The 18,971-nt window shown below is 67.4% G+C and carries 14 protein-coding genes and 1 pseudogene; 5 read left to right on the top strand and 10 right to left on the bottom strand.

The genetic code is table 11. The features are described 5' to 3' along the window. Positions 1-70 precede the first annotated feature (70 nt). Entirely contained in the window at positions 71-898 is an 828-nt protein-coding gene (locus G6N35_RS09475) for a serine hydrolase domain-containing protein (protein WP_163804022.1), read from the top strand. Positions 899-1,005: 107 nt separating this feature from the next. Continuing rightward, the gene (locus tag G6N35_RS09470) at positions 1,006-1,518 is read left to right on the top strand and encodes a DUF3145 domain-containing protein (RefSeq protein WP_059018347.1); all 513 of its coding nucleotides are present in this window, start codon (positions 1,006-1,008) and stop codon (positions 1,516-1,518) included. A gap of 4 nt (positions 1,519-1,522) precedes the next feature. Here G6N35_RS09470 and G6N35_RS09465 read toward each other — a convergent pair whose 3' ends face one another. The 3 genes from G6N35_RS09465 to G6N35_RS09455 form a co-directional block, all read right to left on the bottom strand. Further along, positions 1,523-2,983 (bottom strand): HNH endonuclease signature motif containing protein, encoded by a 1,461-nt coding sequence (locus G6N35_RS09465; RefSeq protein ID WP_163804021.1) that lies wholly within the window; start codon positions 2,981-2,983, stop codon positions 1,523-1,525. 208 nt (positions 2,984-3,191) lie between these two features. Continuing rightward, the gene (locus G6N35_RS09460; RefSeq protein ID WP_163804020.1) at positions 3,192-4,088 is read right to left on the bottom strand and encodes a diacylglycerol kinase; all 897 of its coding nucleotides are present in this window, start codon (positions 4,086-4,088) and stop codon (positions 3,192-3,194) included. Then, positions 4,085-5,662 carry an FAD-binding oxidoreductase gene (locus tag G6N35_RS09455; protein ID WP_163807576.1) on the bottom strand — a complete coding sequence of 526 codons (1,578 nt, stop codon included), beginning with the start codon at positions 5,660-5,662 and terminating at the stop codon, positions 4,085-4,087. The genes G6N35_RS09460 and G6N35_RS09455 overlap by 4 nt, the downstream gene beginning before the upstream one ends. Before the next feature lie 56 nt (positions 5,663-5,718). Here G6N35_RS09455 and G6N35_RS09450 point away from each other — a divergent pair, with 56 nt between their 5' ends. The 3 genes and pseudogenes from G6N35_RS09450 to G6N35_RS09440 form a co-directional block, all read left to right on the top strand. Beyond that, positions 5,719-6,300, top strand: a complete 582-nt coding sequence (locus tag G6N35_RS09450; RefSeq protein WP_179967336.1) for a TetR/AcrR family transcriptional regulator — start codon at positions 5,719-5,721, stop codon at positions 6,298-6,300. Then, positions 6,297-7,835, top strand: a complete 1,539-nt coding sequence (locus tag G6N35_RS09445) for a glycerol-3-phosphate dehydrogenase/oxidase (RefSeq protein ID WP_163804019.1) — start codon at positions 6,297-6,299, stop codon at positions 7,833-7,835. The genes G6N35_RS09450 and G6N35_RS09445 overlap by 4 nt, the downstream gene beginning before the upstream one ends. 63 nt (positions 7,836-7,898) lie before the next feature. Then, positions 7,899-9,227: pseudogene (locus G6N35_RS09440) on the top strand (amino acid permease); the annotation flags it as partial. Positions 9,228-9,332: 105 nt separating this feature from the next. Here G6N35_RS09440 and G6N35_RS09435 read toward each other — a convergent pair. The 7 genes from G6N35_RS09435 to aceE form a co-directional block, all read right to left on the bottom strand. Beyond that, positions 9,333-10,766, bottom strand: coding sequence for an acyl-CoA carboxylase subunit beta (locus tag G6N35_RS09435; protein ID WP_163804017.1), 1,434 nt, complete (start codon positions 10,764-10,766; stop codon positions 9,333-9,335). Between the two features lie 46 nt (positions 10,767-10,812). After that, entirely contained in the window at positions 10,813-12,075 is a 1,263-nt protein-coding gene (gene kasB / locus G6N35_RS09430) for a 3-oxoacyl-ACP synthase KasB (protein WP_163804016.1), read from the bottom strand. A 28-nt stretch (positions 12,076-12,103) separates the two neighbouring features. After that, positions 12,104-13,354, bottom strand: a complete 1,251-nt coding sequence (gene kasA, locus G6N35_RS09425) for a 3-oxoacyl-ACP synthase KasA (RefSeq protein ID WP_163804015.1) — start codon at positions 13,352-13,354, stop codon at positions 12,104-12,106. Continuing rightward, positions 13,351-13,644, bottom strand: coding sequence for a meromycolate extension acyl carrier protein AcpM (gene acpM, locus G6N35_RS09420; RefSeq protein WP_163804014.1), 294 nt, complete (start codon positions 13,642-13,644; stop codon positions 13,351-13,353). Before acpM ends, kasA begins: the two co-directional genes overlap by 4 nt. Before the next feature lie 105 nt (positions 13,645-13,749). Next, positions 13,750-14,658 (bottom strand): ACP S-malonyltransferase, encoded by a 909-nt coding sequence (locus G6N35_RS09415; RefSeq protein WP_163804013.1) that lies wholly within the window; start codon positions 14,656-14,658, stop codon positions 13,750-13,752. 137 nt (positions 14,659-14,795) lie between these two features. After that, positions 14,796-16,076 carry a PucR family transcriptional regulator gene (locus G6N35_RS09410; protein WP_163804012.1) on the bottom strand — a complete coding sequence of 427 codons (1,281 nt, stop codon included), beginning with the start codon at positions 16,074-16,076 and terminating at the stop codon, positions 14,796-14,798. A gap of 61 nt (positions 16,077-16,137) precedes the next feature. Next, positions 16,138-18,927 carry a pyruvate dehydrogenase (acetyl-transferring), homodimeric type gene (aceE, locus tag G6N35_RS09405; RefSeq protein ID WP_163807575.1) on the bottom strand — a complete coding sequence of 930 codons (2,790 nt, stop codon included), beginning with the start codon at positions 18,925-18,927 and terminating at the stop codon, positions 16,138-16,140. Positions 18,928-18,971 lie beyond the last annotated feature (44 nt).

Here is an 18,971-nt window from a genome sequence, read left to right as displayed (position 1 = left end):
TTAGCGTGAGCCCACCGGATTGCCGCATGGCCGTACCACATGACGGTACGGGCTGGGCTAGCCTCACCCGATGCCCACCCCTCTGGACGTCATCGCCGACTGGCCGGTGCCCGCTGCGTCGGCCGCGGTGGTCGGGCGGTCCGGTGTCCTGGCCCGGTACGGCGATCTCGACGCCGAGTACCGCCTGGCCTCGGTCACCAAGCCTCTTGTCGCCCGGGCCGCCCAGGTCGCCGTCGAGGAAGAGGTGTTCGAACTGGATACTCCGGCCGGCCCGCCCGGAAGTACCGTTCGGCACCTGCTGGCCCATGCGTCGGGGCTGGCGATGCATTCGGCCGAGGTGATGGCCGAACCCGGCAAGCGGCGGGTCTACTCGAACTACGGCTTCACGGTGCTGGCCGAGGCGATCGAGCAGAACTCCGGGATCGAGTTCGGGCAATACCTGGCGGAGGCGATCTTCGAACCACTCGGGATGGTGTCATCGCGGTTGATCGACGGTGCGGTGGCGGCCGGCTATGGGGCGGTGTCGACGGTCGCGGATCTGGCGCTGTTCGCCGGGGATCTGCTGGTGCCCCGGACGGTGTCGGCACAGCTGCATGCCGAGGCCATCAGTGTGCAGTTCCCCGGGCTGACGGGTGTGCTGCCCGGGTTTGGCGTGCAGCGGCCCAACGACTGGGGGCTGGGGTTCGAGATCAGGGACGGCAAGTCGCCGCACTGGACCGGGTCGCTGAACTCGGCGCGGACGTTCGGGCATTTCGGTCAGACCGGCACGTTCATCTGGGTGGAGCCGGAACGGGCGTTGGCCCTGGTCGTGCTGACGGCACGGGACTTCGACGAGTGGGCCAAACCGCTCTGGCCGGCCTTGTCTGATGAAGTTCTGAGAGAGTACGGGGCCGACTAGCGCAACAGGCGTCCCACAAGGCACAATAAACACGCACGAAACAACTGCATCTTCTGCACACCAGGTCGTTGGGGAAGACGTCCCTCGTGGAGCCGAAGGAGCAAGTTATGCGTGCGTCGAACCAGTTCGCCGACGCGACGACTGGCGTGGTGTACGTCCACGCCTCGCCCGCGGCGGTGTGCCCACATGTCGAGTGGGCGTTGTCGTCGACCCTGAATGCCAGGGCGAACCTGAAGTGGACCCCGCAACCGGCCATGCCCGGCCAGCTGCGCGCGGTGACCAATTGGGTTGGTCCGGTCGGAACGGGTGCGCGGCTGGCCAACGCCCTGCGCTCCTGGTCGGTGCTGCGTTTCGAGGTCACCGAAGATCCGAGCGCGGGTGTGGACGGCCAGCGGTTCTGCCATACCCCGCAGCTGGGGCTGTGGAGCGGATCGATGAGCGCCAATGGCGACACCATGGTCGGGGAGATGCGACTGCGTGACCTGATGGCCGCCGGCGCCGACACCCTGGCTGCCGAGTTGGATTCGGTGCTGGGCACCGCGTGGGACGACGCGCTTGAGCCCTATCGCGACGGTGGCGACAGCGGTGAGGTCAGCTGGCTGAGCCGCGGCGTCGGCTGAGCCGTCAGAACGGCGGCGGTTCGCTGCGTTTCGCAACGCGCACGTCGTTGACGGCGCGCTCGCGGCTGATGTAGCGGGCCCGGTTCTGGGCCCTGGTTCGTCGCCGAGTCGGCATCATCAGGGTGCGAGCCCGGGACGGGTCAATCGGTTGCCGCGGAGGCAGTGGGCTGGTGGTGATGTTCCACCGCGGGAACAGGATCAGGCTGCCGGGTTTCGTCGCGTAGACCTCGCCGGTCGGTGACGTCCACTCGACGGTTCCGTCGGGGAACTGCACATCTGACCAACCGTCCCAGAAAGTCTTGAGCAAGTGATCTTTTCGGCACATGCACTTGAGGTTGGACGGGTGCGTGGGACCGGCCGGCCACGGAATGGTGTGGTCGATGTCGCAGGCTTCTGCGGGCACATCGCACTGGGGGAAGCGGCAGGTGAGGTCGCGGAACCGGACGAACTCTTCCAAAGCCGCCGAGGGGCGGTAGCCCGACTCGGGCTGCTCGGACGGCCTACGGATGTTGCGCACCCGGGCGCCCCGGCTGGTGAATTCTGCAAGCAGTGATGTCGGGACGATCCCGCCGCGACCGGTCAGCGTTGCCGTCGCCTGCCCGCTAACCGCGCCATCGGCTGCCGGGACATCGGCTCCGGACATCGCCGGATCCGGGGTGAGGGTGGTGACGTCGGCGTCGGTCACCACATGGATCACGACGCTGCCGGCCCGTCCGTCGTCGTCGGCCGCCGGGCACTCCGGTGTGCCGCACTGGCAGGCGAGTCGATCCGAGCCGGCGGCCAGTGCGCCAAGGGCGTCGGCGCGGCGCTGGCCCAGCGTGCGCGGGTCGTCGTCGCACACGCCGCGGGCCATCTGCATGAGGCGCCTGTCGAGCAGCCTGGCATCGGTGGCGAAGAGGCGGCCGTGCACGGAAGTTGACCCCGCCACGTCGTTCCGGGAGCCGAACTGGACATCCCGATCCCGGGCCCGGGACCGGGCCTGGTGTAGCGCGCCGGGATCGATCCTGTCCACCCACGCGTCGATGGCCTTCTCGAGCTTGTACGCCGACAAGATGCCCCACGCGCGGGCATGCTCGGCGATCGCGGAGTCGATGAGATCGAGCGCTGTCTGGTCCTGGATCAGGTCGGTGCGGTCGGCGATGGCGGCGCAGACGCGATGGCTGATCAGGCCGTCCATGAACAAGTCGGCCACCTGAGGCAGTCGGTAGCGCAGCGAAAGCCCAAGATGCATGTCACCGGACGCGCGCCCGCGGCTGACGCCGAGGGCGGCCCCGATCTCGGCTGCCGCAGCATCCCATGGGTCGCACGCCCAGTAGGCGCGCTCGTCGTCACCGCAGCGCCTGCGCACCAGCTCGCTGATCGCCGCGATGCGCTTGGCCGCGGTCCTGGCTTCCTCGCGGGCGAAGTCCGCGATGGCCCTGACGACCTCGGCGTCGCTGGCAGATCGCAGACCATCGTCGAACATGTGTTCGAGTATGTCATGGGGGTGTGACAAGAGGCGCCCGGACGATGATCCGGTGTATGACCTGCGAAGACGTGACATCTCCGGCCGGTTCGAAGCCCATGCGGCGGGTGAGGTTAAGACTGCGGCCGTCGTACCGCCACCTCGCGACGAGCTCGGCGTCCGCGGCGGTCATCGCTCGAACGTGGACATGCGGCCAGCGTGCCATCGGCTAAGCCGGAACGAAAAGCTTCAGCGCGCCGGGCACCGCCGAGATCTCGGCGGGCAGCGGGCAGACGTAGTCGCCGTCGGCGTAGGCGTTGATCCCGGGGGATTCGACCGTGATGGTCCGCGCCCGATCGACGGTGACCTCGTCGAGGTTGACATGAGTGCCCTTGAACACCGTGGGGAACAACCGGATCAGCCGGCTCCGTGATGCCGAATGAACCATCGTGATGTCGAGCATCCCGTCCGAGTGGTTGGCGCCCGGACAGATCTGCATGCCGCCGCCGTAGCTGCGGGTGTTGCCGAAGGCTGCCAGCGTCAGGCGGGTGGTGATCTCACGCTCCCCGTCGAGGACCATCCGGAACGGCAGCAGTCGCAGCTTCGACAGCTCGGCTACCATCGCCAGGTTGTAGCGCATCCGGCCGTGCGGCCAACTCATCCGGTTCACCCGGTCGCTGACCAGCGAGTCGAAACCCGTTGCCGCAACGGTGCCGAACCAGGTGCTGCTGCCGTCCGAACCTTTGATCAGCCCTAGGTCGACTGTCTCGGTATGACCCGCCGCGATGATGTCGACCGCCCCTGCGGGATCGCTTGTCGGCAGCCGATATTCGCGAGCATGGTCGTTGCCGGTTCCGGCGGGCACGATTCCCAACGGAATCCCGGTGCCGGCCAACGCCTGCAGTGCCAGCCGGATCACTCCGTCGCCGCCCACCACGACGAGCGCGTCGGTGTCCTGGCGCAGTGCCTCGTCGACGAGTTCGCGGGCATGGGCAGCGTCACGGCCGACGACCTGGACGACGTCGATCCCCAACTCTTGGAACCGCGCCACCGCCCGCTCCGAGGCGTGCGGCGCATTGCCATGCCCGGACATCGGGTTCGTCAGCACCGTGACCTGGCTGATCATGGAATCAGCTTGCCCGGGTTGAGGATTCCGGCCGGGTCCACCGCGTGTTTGACGGCCTGCAGCACCTTCACCCCGAGGTCGCCGACTTCGGCGGTCATCCACGACCGGTGGTCGGCACCGACCGCATGGTGATGCGTGATCGTCGCACCCACCCGGGTGATCGCCTCGCAGGCAGCCACTTTCGCGGCCCGCCACTGCTCGGCGACATCCCCGCGCTGGCCCGCCACGACAGTGAAGTACAGCGACGCTCCGGTGGGGTACACATGCGAAATGTGGCACATCACCAGCGCCGGCGTGCCGCTTTCCGCCAGCGAAGTGGTGAGCGCCTCGGTGACCGCCGCCTTCAGCGTGGGGAGGTTGGACCACGTGGTCGCCGTCTCGAGCGTCTCGCACAGCGCCCCGGCTGCCAGCAGCGAGTCGCGCAGGTAGGGTGCGTCGAACCGGCCGTGCTCCCAGGCGCGGGCCGGGCCTTCGCCCAGTGACGTTCCGCCGTTGGCCTCCAGTACCGCCCGGGTTTCGGCGTGCCTGCTCTCGGCATGTTCGGCGCTGCCTTCGAACACCGTGATGCCCAGGCACCCGCCGGTGATGGTCTGCTCGCCGATGCTGCCGGTGGTGGCGAGGTTGACGCCGGTCTCGGCCTCGTCGGACAACCGCAGGACGGTCGGGCCGGTGCCGATCTGGGTGACCGCGCGCAGAGCAGCCGCGCCGGTGGTGAAATCCGGGAAGGACCACGCCTCGTAGCGCACGGCCTCCGGAACCGGGTGCACCCGCAGCCGCACCCGGGTGATGATGCCGAAGACGCCCTCCGATCCCGAGAAGAGTTCGCGCAGGTCCGGTCCGGCCGCGGTCTCGGGCGCCCGGCCGAGGTGGAGAACCCCGACCGGTGTGACGACCGTGAGACCCCGGATCATGTCGTTGAACCGGCCATACCCGGCCGAGTCCTGTCCTGAGGACCTGGTGGCGGCGTACCCGCCGATGGTGGCGAACCGGAAGCTCTGCGGGAAGTGCCCGAGGGAGAAGCCGCGCTCGCCCAGCAGTCGCTCGGCATCGGGGCCGGTGACGCCGGCGCCGAGTTCGGCCTCACTTGAGGTCTCGTCGAGCCAGTGCAGCGCATCGAGGCGACGGAGATCCAGCGAGATCACCGCGCCGAACTGGCCCCGGATCGGATCCAGGCCGCCGACCACACTGGTACCACCGCCGAACGGGACCACTGCGATACCGTGCTCGGTGCAGTACGCCAGCACAGCCGCGATCTCGTCCTCGTCGGCGGGCAGCAGCACCGCGTCGGGCGCGTCCTGGTGAGTCTGCTTGCGGCGCAACAGGTCCAGTGTCGACTTTCCGCCGGCATGCAGGAGGCGCTCACGATCGGCGGTGTGGACGAAGTCGGTGCCGACGATGGCGGCCAGGCCGTCCCGGTCGTGATCCGGAAGCGACGACGGCCGCAGGACGACCTCGTCGATGCTCGGCGCGGGCACGGTCGAGGTCGTAACCCCGAGCGCCTGCTCGAGCAGGTTGCGGATGCCGTCGGAGAGCGGCTTGGCCGCCGCAGCGTCGCCCCAGGCGTTCCACGCCATCGGCGGAATGAGGGTCTTCTGGCCGTCGTCGTTGATCATGCGTTACAGTATTACACATGCTGTCAATCAGTAACGTGGATTCGGTGGCCATCGACGACCGGATCATGACCGCCGCGGCCAGCTGTGTGCGGGATTTCGGCGTCGATCGGGTCACCCTGGCCGAGATCGCCCGCCGGGCCGGTGTCAGTCGCCCGACGGTCTACCGCCGCTGGCCCGATACCCGCACGATCCTGGCCTCGCTGCTCACCGACCGGATCACCGGCACGTGGGCCTCGGTTCCGGCCCGGCAGCCCGGCCGCGATGGTGTGGTGGCCAGGATCGTCGAGGCTGCCCAACGGCTGCGTGATGACGAATTGCTCGTCGCGGTGCTGCGATCGGCACCCGAGCTGGCCATGGTCTACATCACCGGCCGCCTCGGCACCAGCCAGCAGATCCTCATCGACCTCGTCGAACAGGAACTGCGCACCGCCCAGGCCCAGGGCAGCGTCCGGCCGGGCGACGCCCGGCAGATGTCGGCCATGGTGCTGCTGATCGCCCAATCGTCCATCCAGTCCGGTCCGATCGTCGAGACCATCCTCGACGCCGACTCGCTGGCTGCCGAACTCTCCCACGCACTGAACGGATACCTCGCCCCATGAGTGACCTCACCGCTCTCAACGCCACGCGACGCGCTGCTGACCTGGCCGCCCTCGGAGACGACGGCCGCGTCGACGTCATCGTCATCGGTGGTGGCATCACCGGTACCGGGATCGCTCTGGATGCTGCCAGCCGAGGTCTGTCGGTGGTGCTGGTCGACAAGCATGACCTGGCGTTCGGCACCAGCCGCTGGAGCTCCAAGCTCGTCCATGGCGGCCTGCGCTACCTCGCCACCGGCAACGTCGGCATCGCCCGCCGCAGTGCGGTCGAGCGCGGCATCCTGATGACCCGCAACGCCCCGCATCTGGTGCACGCCATGCCGCAGTTGGTGCCGCTGCTGCCATCGATGAGCCGGGCCCAACGTGCTTTGGTCAGAGTCGGATTCACCGCCGGTGATGCGTTGCGCGCATTAGCCGGCACCAGCTCCTCGACACTGCCGCGGTCGCGGCGCATCGGCGCGGCGCAGGCCGTGGCCATGGCGCCGACCGTGCGCCGCGACGGCCTTGACGGCGCGCTGCTGGCCTACGACGGACAGTTGATCGACGACGCCCGTCTGGTCACCGCCGTCGCCCGCACCGCGGCCCAACACGGCACCCGGATTCTGACCCGGGTGTCGGCAGCGTCGGCCACCGGAGATTCGGTGCTGCTGACCGATGAGCTGACGGGGGAGACCCTTACCGTGACCGCCCGGGTGGTCATCAATGCGACGGGAGTGTGGGCGGGTGAGGTGGACTCGTCGATCACGCTTCGCCCGAGCCGTGGCACCCATCTGGTGTTCGACGCCGCCTCGTTCGGCAATCCCACTGCGGCGCTGACCATTCCGATACCGGGCGAGATCAACCGGTTCGTGTTCGCCATGCCTGAACAGCTGGGCCGGGTGTACCTGGGGCTCACCGATGAGGATGCGCCCGGGCCGATTCCGGATGTGCCGGAACCGACTCCGGCCGAAGTCAGTTTTCTGCTCGACACGGTCAACACCGCGTTGGGAACGGCACTGAGCACCGCCGACGTGCGCGGGGCCTATGCCGGTCTGCGGCCGCTGATCGACACCGGGCAGGGCCGGACGTCGGACCTGTCCCGCGACCACGCCGTCATCGAATCGGCCGCGGGGGTGTTCAGCGTGGTCGGTGGCAAGCTGACCGAGTACCGGCACATGGCACAGGACACGCTGGACCGGGCGCTGGCAGCCCGATCGTTGAGCGCGGGACCGTGCCGCACCCGCAACCTGCCCCTGGTCGGTGCGCCGGCCAATCCTGTTGCCACCCTGCGTACCTCGAGCGAACTTCCGGGTTCGCTGCTGGCCCGCTACGGTGCGGAGTCACCCAACGTCATCGCCTCGGCGCGCTGCGAGCGGCCCACTGACCTCGTGGCTGACGGGATCGATGTCACCCGCGCCGAATTCGAGTTCGCCGTGACCCACGAGGGGGCGCTGAGCGCCGATGACATCCTGGACCGGCGCACCCGGATCGGACTGGTGTCCGCCGACCGCGAGCGGGCACTGGCAGCTGCCGAGGAATTCCTGTCCGCAACGATCTGACCAGGCTTAATCTGGGGCGGTTTTGGGCATCCACTGTCCATTACCGCCCAGCCGGAGGACGCCATGGCAGCCACACCGACCTTGAAGAAGGCGCTTAACCAGCGGCAACTGCGAATGATCGCGATCGGCGGCGTGATCGGCGCCGGCCTGTTCGTGGGTTCGGGTGTGGTGATCGGGGATACCGGCCCCGGCGCTTTCATCACCTACGCCCTGTCCGGCGTGCTGATCATCATGGTCATGCGGATGCTCGCCGAGATGGCGGTGGCCAACCCGTCGACCGGATCTTTCGCCGACTACTCCCGCGAAGCTCTCGGTCATTGGGCGGGCTTCTCGGTCGGCTGGCTGTACTGGTACTTCTGGGTGATCGTGGTCGGCTTCGAAGCGATAGCGGGGGCCAAGATCGTCCAGTACTGGGTCGACGTCCCGCTGTGGTTGTGCGCCTTGGTGTTCATGGTGCTGATGACGGCGACGAACCTGTTCTCGGTCAAGTCCTACGGGGAATTCGAGTTCTGGTTCGCCGGGGTCAAGGTAGCCGCCATCCTGGTCTTCATCGCGATCGGGGCCTGCTTCGTCCTGGGCCTGTGGCCCCATAAGTCACTGGATTTCTCCAACCTGACCAGCCATAGCGGCTTCCTGCCGATGGGTGCCGGGGTGATCACCGTCGGCATCGTCACGGTGATCTTCTCCATGGTGGGCCCCGAGATCGCGACGATAGCTGCGGCGGAGTCATCCGATCCTGAGAAAGCCGTTGCACGCGCTGCGAATTCGGTGATCATGCGCATTCTGGTGTTCTACGTGCTGTCGGTATTCCTGATCGTGACGATCGTGCCGTGGAATGACAGCGGACTGGCCGCCTCACCGTTCGTCGCGGCGTTCACTGAAATGGGCATTCCCTACGCCGATCACATCATGAACGCCGTGGTGCTCACCGCGGTGCTGAGTTGTCTGAACTCCGGGATGTATACGGCGTCTCGCATGCTGTTCGTGCTCGCCGCACGGCGCGAGGCCCCGGCGCCACTGCTCACCGTGACGGTGCGTGGAGTCCCCGCCAATGCGATCTTGTTCTCGTCGATCGTCGGCTTCGCCTGTGTCGTCGCCGCCGCGTTTGCCGAGAAGACGATCTTCGCGTTCCTGCTCAACTCCAGCGGCGCGATCATCCTGTTCGTCTACCTGTTGATCGCGGTCTCGCAGATCGTGCTGCGCTACCGGCGCGGCGACACCGAGCTCAGGCTCGCGATGTGGCTCTTCCCGGTGCTGTCGATCCTGACCATCTTGGCGATGCTGGCCATTCTGGTGCAGATGTACCTCGACGACAAACTGCGTTCACAGCTGGTGCTGAGCCTGCTGTCCTGGGCGGTGGTGATCGGCCTGTACTTCGTGGCGAAGCGGTTCAACCGCGGCAAGGATCAGCGGAACCCAGCCGACGCCGAGATCGACGAAATGGCGTGATTCACTCGGTCTTTCCCGCCCAAACGTCGGTTTGGGCGGGATAGCCGACTACAGCGGGATGTTCTTGTGGCGGCCCCGGCGGGCAGGCGCTTCGGCGAGCGCCTGGGTGACCTTGCCGCGGGTGTGCGCAGGGTCGATCTTCTCGTCCACCACGCCGATCTCGATAGCGGAATCCACCCCGCCGGCGATCCGCTCGTGCTCGGCGGCCAGCTCCTCGTGCAGCGCTTCGCGCTCGTGGTCCGGGGCAGCCGCCAGCTTCTTCTTGTGCAGGATGCCGACCGCGGGCTTGGCACCCATCACCGCGACCTCGGCGTCCGGCCACGCGAAGACCTTGGTGGCACCCAGTGACCGCGAGTTCATCGCGATGTAGGCCCCGCCGTAGGTCTTACGAGTCACCAGCGTGACGCGCGGGACAGTCGCCTCACCGAAGGCGTGCAGTAGCTTGGCGCCGCGGCGCACCACGCCGCCCCACTCCTGGTCGACACCGGGCAGGTAGCCCGGTACGTCGACGATGACCACCAGCGGGATGCCGAAGGCATCGCACAGCCGAACAAGACGGGCTGCCTTCTCGGCGCTCTCGGAGTTCAGGCAGCCGCCGAGGCGCAGCGGGTTGTTGGCCAGGATGCCCACCGAGCGGCCTGCCAGCCGGCCGATACCGACCACGATCGAGGGGGCCCATTTGCCCTGGAACTCCTCGAATGTCGAGTTGCCCTCATCGTCGGTGTCCAGTAGCGCTTCCACGACCGGGTGGACGTCATAGGCACGGCGCGGTGACTCGGGCAGCAGGGCGTGCAGGTCGACCTCGCCGGCCTCGGCCTTGCTGCGGTCGAAATGGCCCTGTTGGCAGAACAATCCGACCATGCGGCGGCCGCGGGCATAGGCGTCGAGCTCGCTGTCGGCGACGATGTGGCAGACACCGGACTTCTTGTGGTGGGTGTCCGGCCCGCCCAGCGAGGCCATGTCGACGTCCTCACCAGTGACGCTGCGCACCACGTCCGGTCCGGTGACGAACACCCGGCCCTCGCCTGCCATGATGACGACGTCGGTCAGCGCCGGTCCGTAGGCGGCACCGCCCGCGGCGAAGCCGACGACCACCGAGATCTGCGGGATGTACCCCGAGGCGCGGATCATGGCCTCGAACACCAGACCGACGGCGTGCAGGGCGCGAACGCCTTCGGCCAGTCGTGCGCCGCCGGAGTGCCAGATGCCGACGATCGGGCTCTGCTCCTCGATGGCGGTGTCGTAGGCGTTGACGATGTGCTGGCAGCCCTCCACGCCCATGGCGCCGCCCATGACGGTGCCGTCGGTGCAGAACGCGATGGTCCGCACACCGTTGACGGTGCCGGCCGCGGCCAGCACACCTGAGCGGTCACGCTCGTGCAGCAGCTCGACGCTGTCGTCGTCGAAGAAGGTGCGCAGGCGCAGCAGCGGGTCGCGCGGGTCGAGCGATTCGCCGACCGTCTCAGGTGCCATGATCGTCATCCAAATCTCCTTAGTGCGCGCCGGTTATCCTCGACGCCTTCGGTTTTCAGTACTTTCCGAAGGCGATCGCCACGTTGTGACCACCGAATCCGAACGAATTGTTGACCGCGTATTGGTACTTGCCTGGCCGGGGTTCACCGGCCACCACATCCAGATCGATCTCCGGATCAAGGTTGCGCAGGTTGAGCGTCGGCGGGATTACCCCTTCGCGCAGCGCCATGATCGTGAGGATCGATTCCACCGCTCCGACCGCACCGACCGAGTGGCCCAGCGCCGATTTGGGCGCGTAGACCGCGGGCCGATGGCTGCCCATCGCGTTGTTGATCGCCTTACCTTCCGCTACGTCACCAACCTGAGTGCCCGTCGCGTGTGCGTTGATGTGATCGATATCGGTGGGTTGCAGGCCGGCCACCTGGATGGCCCGCGTGATCGCCTGCCCCGCCTGATCTCCGGTCGGGTCGGGAGCCACGATGTGGTACCCGTCGGAGGTGATGGCCGCACCCATGATGCGGGCCAGGATGTTGGCGCCGCGGGCCTTGGCATGCTCCTCGGTCTCGATCACCAGCAGCGCGCCGCCCTCGCCGAACACGAAGCCGTTGCGATCCTTGTCGAACGGCCGGCAGGCGCCGGCGGGATCGTCGTTCGTGGTCGACAAGACGATGCGCATCTGGGCGAAGCCGGCGATCGGCACCGCCTCGATCTTGGTCTCGACACCTCCGCAGACCGCGATGTCAGCTTCGCCGAGCACGATCTGCCGCCACGCTTGGGCGATGCCCTCCGAGCCCGACGCGCACGCCGACACCGGAGTGACCACCCCGGCCTTGGCACCGAGTTCCAAGCCGACCGCCGCGGCGGCGGCGTTGGGCATGTACATCTGAACCGCCAACGGCGACACGGCGCGAAGACCCTTCGCGCGCATGCCGTCGTAAGCGAAAACCAACTCCTCGGTGGACCCCATGCCGGTGCCGATGGAGACCATCAGCCGCCGGGTGTCGACCTCCGGGGCGCCGGCGTTCTGCCACACCCGTCGGCCAAGCACGGTGGACATCTTCTGCAGATAGGACAACCGGCGCAGTTCGACCCGCGTCAGTTCCCCGTCGAAATCCTCGACCAGATGTCCGCCGATCCGGACGGGCAAGTCGTACTTCTCGACGAACTCATCCTCGAGCAGCCGAATACCACTTTGCCCGTCCAGCAGCGCCTTCCAGGTGCTGTCGGCGTCAGATGCCAGGGCCGTCGTCATGGCGATACCCGTGACGACGACGTTGGGGAACCCGTTCCCCGTTGACAGTTGTGTCAACCCTGCCATTGCCTCTTGATCGTCCTTTCCCCCCGGATCAGTAGCGCCCGAAGGCGAGCGCCACGTTGTGTCCTCCGAATCCGAACGAGTTGTTGATCGCGTACTGGTAATCGCCGTAACGGGGTTCGCCCGCAACGACATCCAGGTTGATCTCCGGATCCGGCGTCTCATAGTTCAGCGTCGGAGGAATGACGCCGTCCCGCAGTGCGAGCACGGTGAGGATCGACTCCAGAGCACCCACCGCACCGATCGAGTGGCCCAGCGCCGACTTCGGTGCGTACACCGCGGCGTGGTCCACACCGGCGACCCGGATCGCATTGGCCTCGGCGATGTCACCGATCGACGTCGACGTGGCGTGCGCGTTGACGTGGCTGATGTCCTTGGGGGACAGGCCCGCCAGCTCCATCGCCCGGGTCATCGCCCGACCGGCCCGCAGGCCGTCCGGAGCCGGCGCCACCATGTGGAAGGCGTCCGACGTGATGCCCGCACCCATCAACCGGGCCAGTGGCTTGGCGCCACGTGCCTTGGCGTGCTCCTCGGTCTCGATGATCATCAGCGCACCGGCCTCGCCGAAGACGAAGCCGTCGCGATCCTTGTCGAACGGACGCGAGGCGCCCGCCGGATCATCGTTGCGGGTGGACATCGCGCGCATCATCGAGAACGTCGCGATGGGCAACGCCTCGATTCCGCCCTCGACGCCACCGCACACCGCGAAATCGGCGTCACCCATGACGATCTGGCGCCACGCGTGGGCGATGGCCTCCGACCCCGACGAACAGGCCGACACCGGCGTGATGACGCCGGCGCGGGCACCGAGCTCGAGGCCGACGACCGCCGCCGCACCGTTGGGCATGATCATCTGAACGGCGAGCGGAGACACCTTGCGGGGCCCGCCCTCGTTCATCGCGTCATAGGTTTCGACGATCTTCTCGCCACCGCCGAGTCCGGTGCCGACGACGACGGCGAAGCGGTCCGGATCGACCTCCGGCTTGCCGGCGGTCTCCCACAGCTGAGCGCTGAGGAACTTGGACATCCGCTGGACGTAAGACATCCGGCGGAAGTCGAGCCGACCCATGTGGTCGTCGACCGGATCCTTGAGGTGCCCGCCGATCTTGACCGGCAGATCCCATTTGGTGACGAAGTCGTCCTCGAGAACGCGGATGCCGCTCTCGCCGGCCAACAAACCCTTCCACGTGCTCTCAATGTCGCCCGCGACGGAAGTGGTTGCCGTAACGGCCGTCACCACCACATTGGGGAAACCGCCGTTAGCAGTGGAAGGCTTGGTCACTGTGCGAACTTCTCGCGCAGCGCGGCGGCAGCCTCGGGGTTCTCTTCCTCGAGCTTCTGGATGTAGTTGACCACGTCACCGACGGTGCGCAGACCGGCCAGATCCTCGTCGGGGATCTTCACGCCGTACTTGTCCTCGGTCTGAACGGCGATCTCCACCATCGACAGCGAGTCGATGTCCAGGTCGTCGACGAACGACTTCTCGGGGGTCACCTCAGACGGCTCGATACCGGTGACCTCTTCGATGATCTCCGCGAGACCGGCGATGATTTCTTCCTGGCTGGCGGCCACAGTGTGGCTCCCTTCGTGATTGGTGTTACTTGATACGGAATCTGTTGTGTTACTTCGGCACTGCGTGGTTGTGCTCTATGTGGTTGTCCTGGATCCGGCCCGTGTCTAGAGCGCGGTCAATTCGTCCAGGTCTGCGGGTGTCTTGACGGCGCGCGTCGCGACCCCCCGAAGTTCTCGTTTGGCGATACCGGTCAGAGTGCCCGCGGGCGGGAACTCGACGATCGCCTCGACAGCGAGCTGCCGCATGGTCTCGGTGCACAGGTCCCAGCGCACCGGGCGGGTGAGCTGAGCCACCAGCTTGTCCATCGCATCCGCCGCCGAGGTGACCGGCTGGCCGTCGGCGTTGGACAGCAGGGTGGTGGTGGGCTCGCTGGTGGCGACCTCGGCGGCCGCGGCGGCATAACCGTCGAGCGCGGACGCCATGAAGTGGGTGTGGAAGGCGCCGGCGGTGGCCAGCTGGCGCACCCGGGCCTTGGCCGGCGGATCCTCGGCGAGCTTCTCCAGTGCGGCGATTGCACCGGCGGCCACGATCTGGCCGGCGGCATTGCGGTTGGCGGGAATGAGGTCCAGACGTGCCAGGGCTTCCAATACGTCGGCCTCGTCGCCACCCAGGACGGCGGACATACCGGTGGGCTCGACCGCGCAGGCCTTCGCCATTTCCGAGCCGCGGACGGCGGCCAGCTTGACCGCGTCGTCGGCGGAGATGACGCCGGCGATCGCGTACGCCGCGATCTCGCCGACCGAGTGGCCGGCCACGACAGTCTTCTTGTCGGCCAGCACGCCGCGCTTGACCAGTTCGGCGTTGGCCAGCAGGGTCGCCGCCACCACGAGCGGCTGGGTGACCGCGGTGTCGGTGATCTCCTCAGCCGACGCAGTCGTGCCGAGCTGGGCCAGATCCAGGCCGCTGATCTGCGACCAGGCCGCAATCTGATCGGCAGCACCGGGCAGCTCGAGCCAGGGCGCGAGCATGCCGGGGGTCTGTGATCCCTGTCCGGGGGCGAGCAAAGCAATCACGTTCTTAAGGGAACACTGTGAAACCGGTTTTGCGCGGTGTAAGAGATTATGAACCTTGTCTTATGTTTTTGTAGCTTGTCCACAAAAGTGCATGTGATGCGACATCGTTGATACCGTCCCGCAATCTGCACCCGGGATCAGCCGAACCCGTTCACGCCCGTCACCGCCGGTGTGAGCTGCGCTACAGATCTGTTTGCCATGGTCTGAGAGGGCGCTGGGTAGCCGAGGCGGCCGACCGTGGCGGCGACCCGCAGGACGTAGGCATCGCGCGGCAGCGTGGGATCCCGGCCGGTGAAATCGGCGATCCGCTTCAAGCGGTACCGGACGGTATTTGGATGAACGAACAGTTTCCTGGCGCAAGCTTCAATGGCTCCACCGCTGTCGAGGTAGGCGTCGAGCGTCTCGGTGAGCGCCGGACCCGCGTCGGCCAGTGGGCGCATGATCTCGGTGTGCAGGGCCGCGACGGCCAGCGTGTCGCCGAGAAGTGCCCGCTCCGGCAGTAGTTCGCGAGCCGGTACCGGCCGGGGGGCCCCACTCCAGCCGGCTACGGCGTTCATCCCCGAGATCGCCTCGATCGCACTGTGGTGGGCCGCGGTCAGCATCGCTGCCGTCGGACCGATCACCACCGGGCCGGCCGAGAAGGCGGTGAGTAGCTGATTGAAGAACTTGTCGGTCGGTGACAGTGGACCGGAGATGATGGCGATCAGCCAGGTGCCGTGCACGTCGGCCAGCGCCCCGCGCTCGAAGCGCAGCGCGATCTCGCGGATGTCCTCGCTGGCCAGATCCTCCCGGCCCGGGGGCGGGGTACCGACGACGACCGTCGCCGGCGCGGTGGTGTCCCAGTTCAGCGCCGCCGCGCGGGACAGCAGTTCGGGACCGGCGTCGCCGCGGACGATCGCGTCGACCACGCTGGCTTCCATCCTGCTGTCCCACGAGCCGCGGGCCTCGGCGGCGTCGGCGTAGGAGGCGGCAGCCGCGAACGCCAGGTCACGGCTGTAGCGCAGGATGCCAATGGTCAACGCGGTGAGCTGCTCGTCGGTGCGCGCCAGCAGCGGCACCACCTCCTCGAAGAACTCCATGGTGACGCGGACCATGTCGACGGTCTGGGCCAGCGCGATACGCCGGGTCAGATCCTGCGGGACGAGTTCGAAGGCCTGGGCGGTGTAGCCCACCTGGCTGTCCGGGTTGCGCATCCATTCGACGAAGTTGACCACCGCGGCCTGCACCACCAACTGCACGCTGGCGCGCTGGGACGCCTCGAGGTCGCCGAAGAACGGCAGCCGCTCTTCCATAGCGTGCACGGCCTGGGTGGCCAGGCGCCCGGAGTACTGCTTGAGCCGACGCAGCGTCGAATCGGGCACGTTGGCCAGAAGCTCCAACGGCGGCCGCGGCGCCTCCGGGCGCGGATTGTCGCTCACCCCTAAAAGCTACGCCCTGTTTATGGATGTTCCTACCAAAGGCGCAGTACGGGCCCGTCGACTACGCGCTCCCGGTGTCGACGTAGGAGACCTGAGCCGCCTTCACGTCATCGATCTGGTACTCGCGTGCCGCCGCCACCGCCACCGACGGGTCGATCTCGCCGTCGCGGGCCAGCGCCTCGAGAACCGCCACCACCACCGACTCGGCGTCGGTGTTGAAGTAGCGGCGGGCCGCCGGCCGGGTGTCGGAGAACCCGAACCCGTCGGTGCCCAGCGTGACGTAGGTGTTGGGCACCCAGGGCCGGATCTGCTCGGGCACCGCGCGCATCCAGTCCGACACCGCGACGGCGGGTCCGGCGGTATCGGCGAGAACCTGGGTCACGTACGGCGTCGCGGCCGGACGATCCGGATGGCGCAGCTGCTCCTTCTCGATGGCCACGCCGTCGCGGTTCAGCTCGGTCCAGCTGGTGACCGACCAGACGTCGGCGGCCACATCCCAGCGCTCGGCCAGCAGGTCGGCCGCCCGCAGCGCCTCCGGCATCGCCACACCGGAGGCCAGGATCTGCGCGACGTTCGTCCGCTTCTCGGGTGCGCTCCGATACCGGTAGATCCCGCGCAGCAGACCTTCGGGGTCGAAGTTCTCCGGCTCCGCCGGCTGCACGTAGGGCTCGTTGTAGATGGTCATGTAGAAGTAGATGTTCTCCGGGTTCTCCCCGTACATCCGGGCCAGGCCGCTCTCGACGATGTAGGCGATCTCGTAGGCGAACGCCGGGTCGTAGGCCACCACCGCCGGATTGGTTGACGCCAGCAGCAGCGAGTGACCGTCGGCGTGCTGCAGGCCCTCACCGGTCAGCGTGGTGCGCCCCGCGGTGGCCCCCAGGACGAAACCGCGGGCCATCTGATCGGCTGCCGCCCAGAAGCTGTCGCCGGTGCGCTGGAAGCCGAACATCGAATAGAAGATGTAGATCGGGATCATCGGCTCGTTGTGGGTGGCGTACGACGTGCCCACCGCGATGAACGATCCGGTGGACCCGGCCTCGTTGATGCCCTCGTGCAGGATCTGGCCGACTTCGGATTCCTTGTAGGCCAGCATCAGCTCGGCGTCGACCGCCGTGTACAGCTGGCCGTTGCGGTTGTAGATCTTGAGGCTGGGGAACCACGAGTCCATGCCGAAGGTGCGCGCCTCGTCTGGGATGATCGGGACGAACCGGTGGCCGATGTTCTTGTCGCGCAACAGTTCCTTGAAGGTGCGCACCACCGCCATCGTGGTGGCCACATGCTGCTGGCCGGAGCCCTTCTTCAGCGGCTGGTAGACCTCGCGGGGCGGCAGGGTCAGCGCCTTGGACTTGGTGCGCCGCTCGGGCAGGAAGCCGCCGAGAGCGCGCCTGCGGTCCACCAGATAGCGGATCTCCGGGGCCTCCGGTCCGGGGTGGTAGTACGGCGGCAGGTAGGGGTTCTCCTCGAGCTGGGCATCGCTGATGGGGATGCGGATGGCGTCGCGGAAGTCCTTGAGATCTTGCAGCGCAAGCTTTTTCATCTGATGGGTGGCGTTGCGGCCCTGGAAGTGGGCGCCCAGCGAGTAGCCCTTGATGGTCTTGGCCAGGATCACCGTCGGCTGGCCCTTGTGCTCCATCGCCGCACGGTAGGCGGCATACACCTTGCGGTAGTCGTGGCCGCCACGCTTGAGGTTCCAGATCTCGGCGTCGGACATGTTGGCCACCAGGGCCTTGGTGCGCGGGTCGCGGCCGAAGAAATGGTCCCGGACGTAGGCGCCGTCGTTGGCCTTGTAGGTCTGGAAGTCGCCGTCCGGCGTGGTGTTCATCAGGTTCACCAGCGCGCCGTCCTTGTCGGCGTGCAGCAGGGCGTCCCACTCACGGCCCCACACCACCTTGATGACGTTCCAGCCCGCGCCGCGGAAGAACGACTCCAGCTCCTGGATGATCTTGCCGTTGCCGCGCACCGGGCCGTCGAGGCGCTGCAGGTTGCAGTTGATGACGAAGGTCAGGTTGTCCAGCGCCTCGTTCGCGGCGACCTGGATCAGGCCGCGGCTCTCCGGCTCGTCCATCTCGCCGTCGCCGAGGAACGCCCACACGTGCTGGTCGGAGGTGTCGGTGATGCCGCGGTCGTGCAGGTAGTGGTTGAACCGGGCCTGGTAGATGGCGTTCATCGGGCCCAGGCCCATCGACACCGTCGGGAACTCCCAGAAGTCGGGCATCAATCGCGGGTGCGGGTAGGACGGCAGGCCCCCGCCGGCGTGGCTCTGCTCCTGGCGGAAGCCGTCGAGTTGATCGGCCGACAGGCGTCCTTCGAGGAAGGCGCGGGCGTAGACACCCGGGGAGGCATGCCCCTGGATGAACACCTGGTCGCCACCGCCGGGGTGGCTCTTGCCGCGGAAGAAGTGGTTGAAGCCGACCTCGTAGAGCGCGGCCGAGGAGGCATAGGTGGAGATGTGGCCGCCGACGCCGACGCCGGGCCGCTGCGCGCGGTGCACCATGATGGCCGCGTTCCAGCGGATCCAGGCCCGATAGCGGCGCTCGACGTCTTCGTCGCCGGGGAACCACGGTTCCAGCTCGGTGGGGATGGTGTTGACGTAGTCGGTGGAGGTCAGCGCCGGGATGGCGACCCGCTGCTCACCGGCGCGCTCGAGCATCCGCAGCAGCAGATAGCGAGCCCGGGCCGGTCCGGACCGCGACAGCAGCTCGTCGAACGACTCGAGCCACTCCGCCGTCTCCTCCCCGTCGATGTCGGGTAGGTAGGACGCCACTCCCTCGCGGATCACTCGCACACGATCAGATTCGGTTGGGCTGTTTGAGTTTTGAGCCAGATCGTGGCGCGCGAACTCGGTGGTCAACATCAGCTCCTTAGTAGCTGGTGCAGGTTTTGCACCCTCTGACC

Source organism: Mycolicibacterium anyangense, from assembly GCF_010731855.1.
In the GTDB taxonomy this organism is placed as follows: Bacteria; Actinomycetota; Actinomycetes; order Mycobacteriales; family Mycobacteriaceae; genus Mycobacterium; species Mycobacterium anyangense.
The sequence above is the reverse complement of the archived record's forward strand: the minus strand, read 5'-3'. Positions and strand labels throughout refer to the sequence as shown.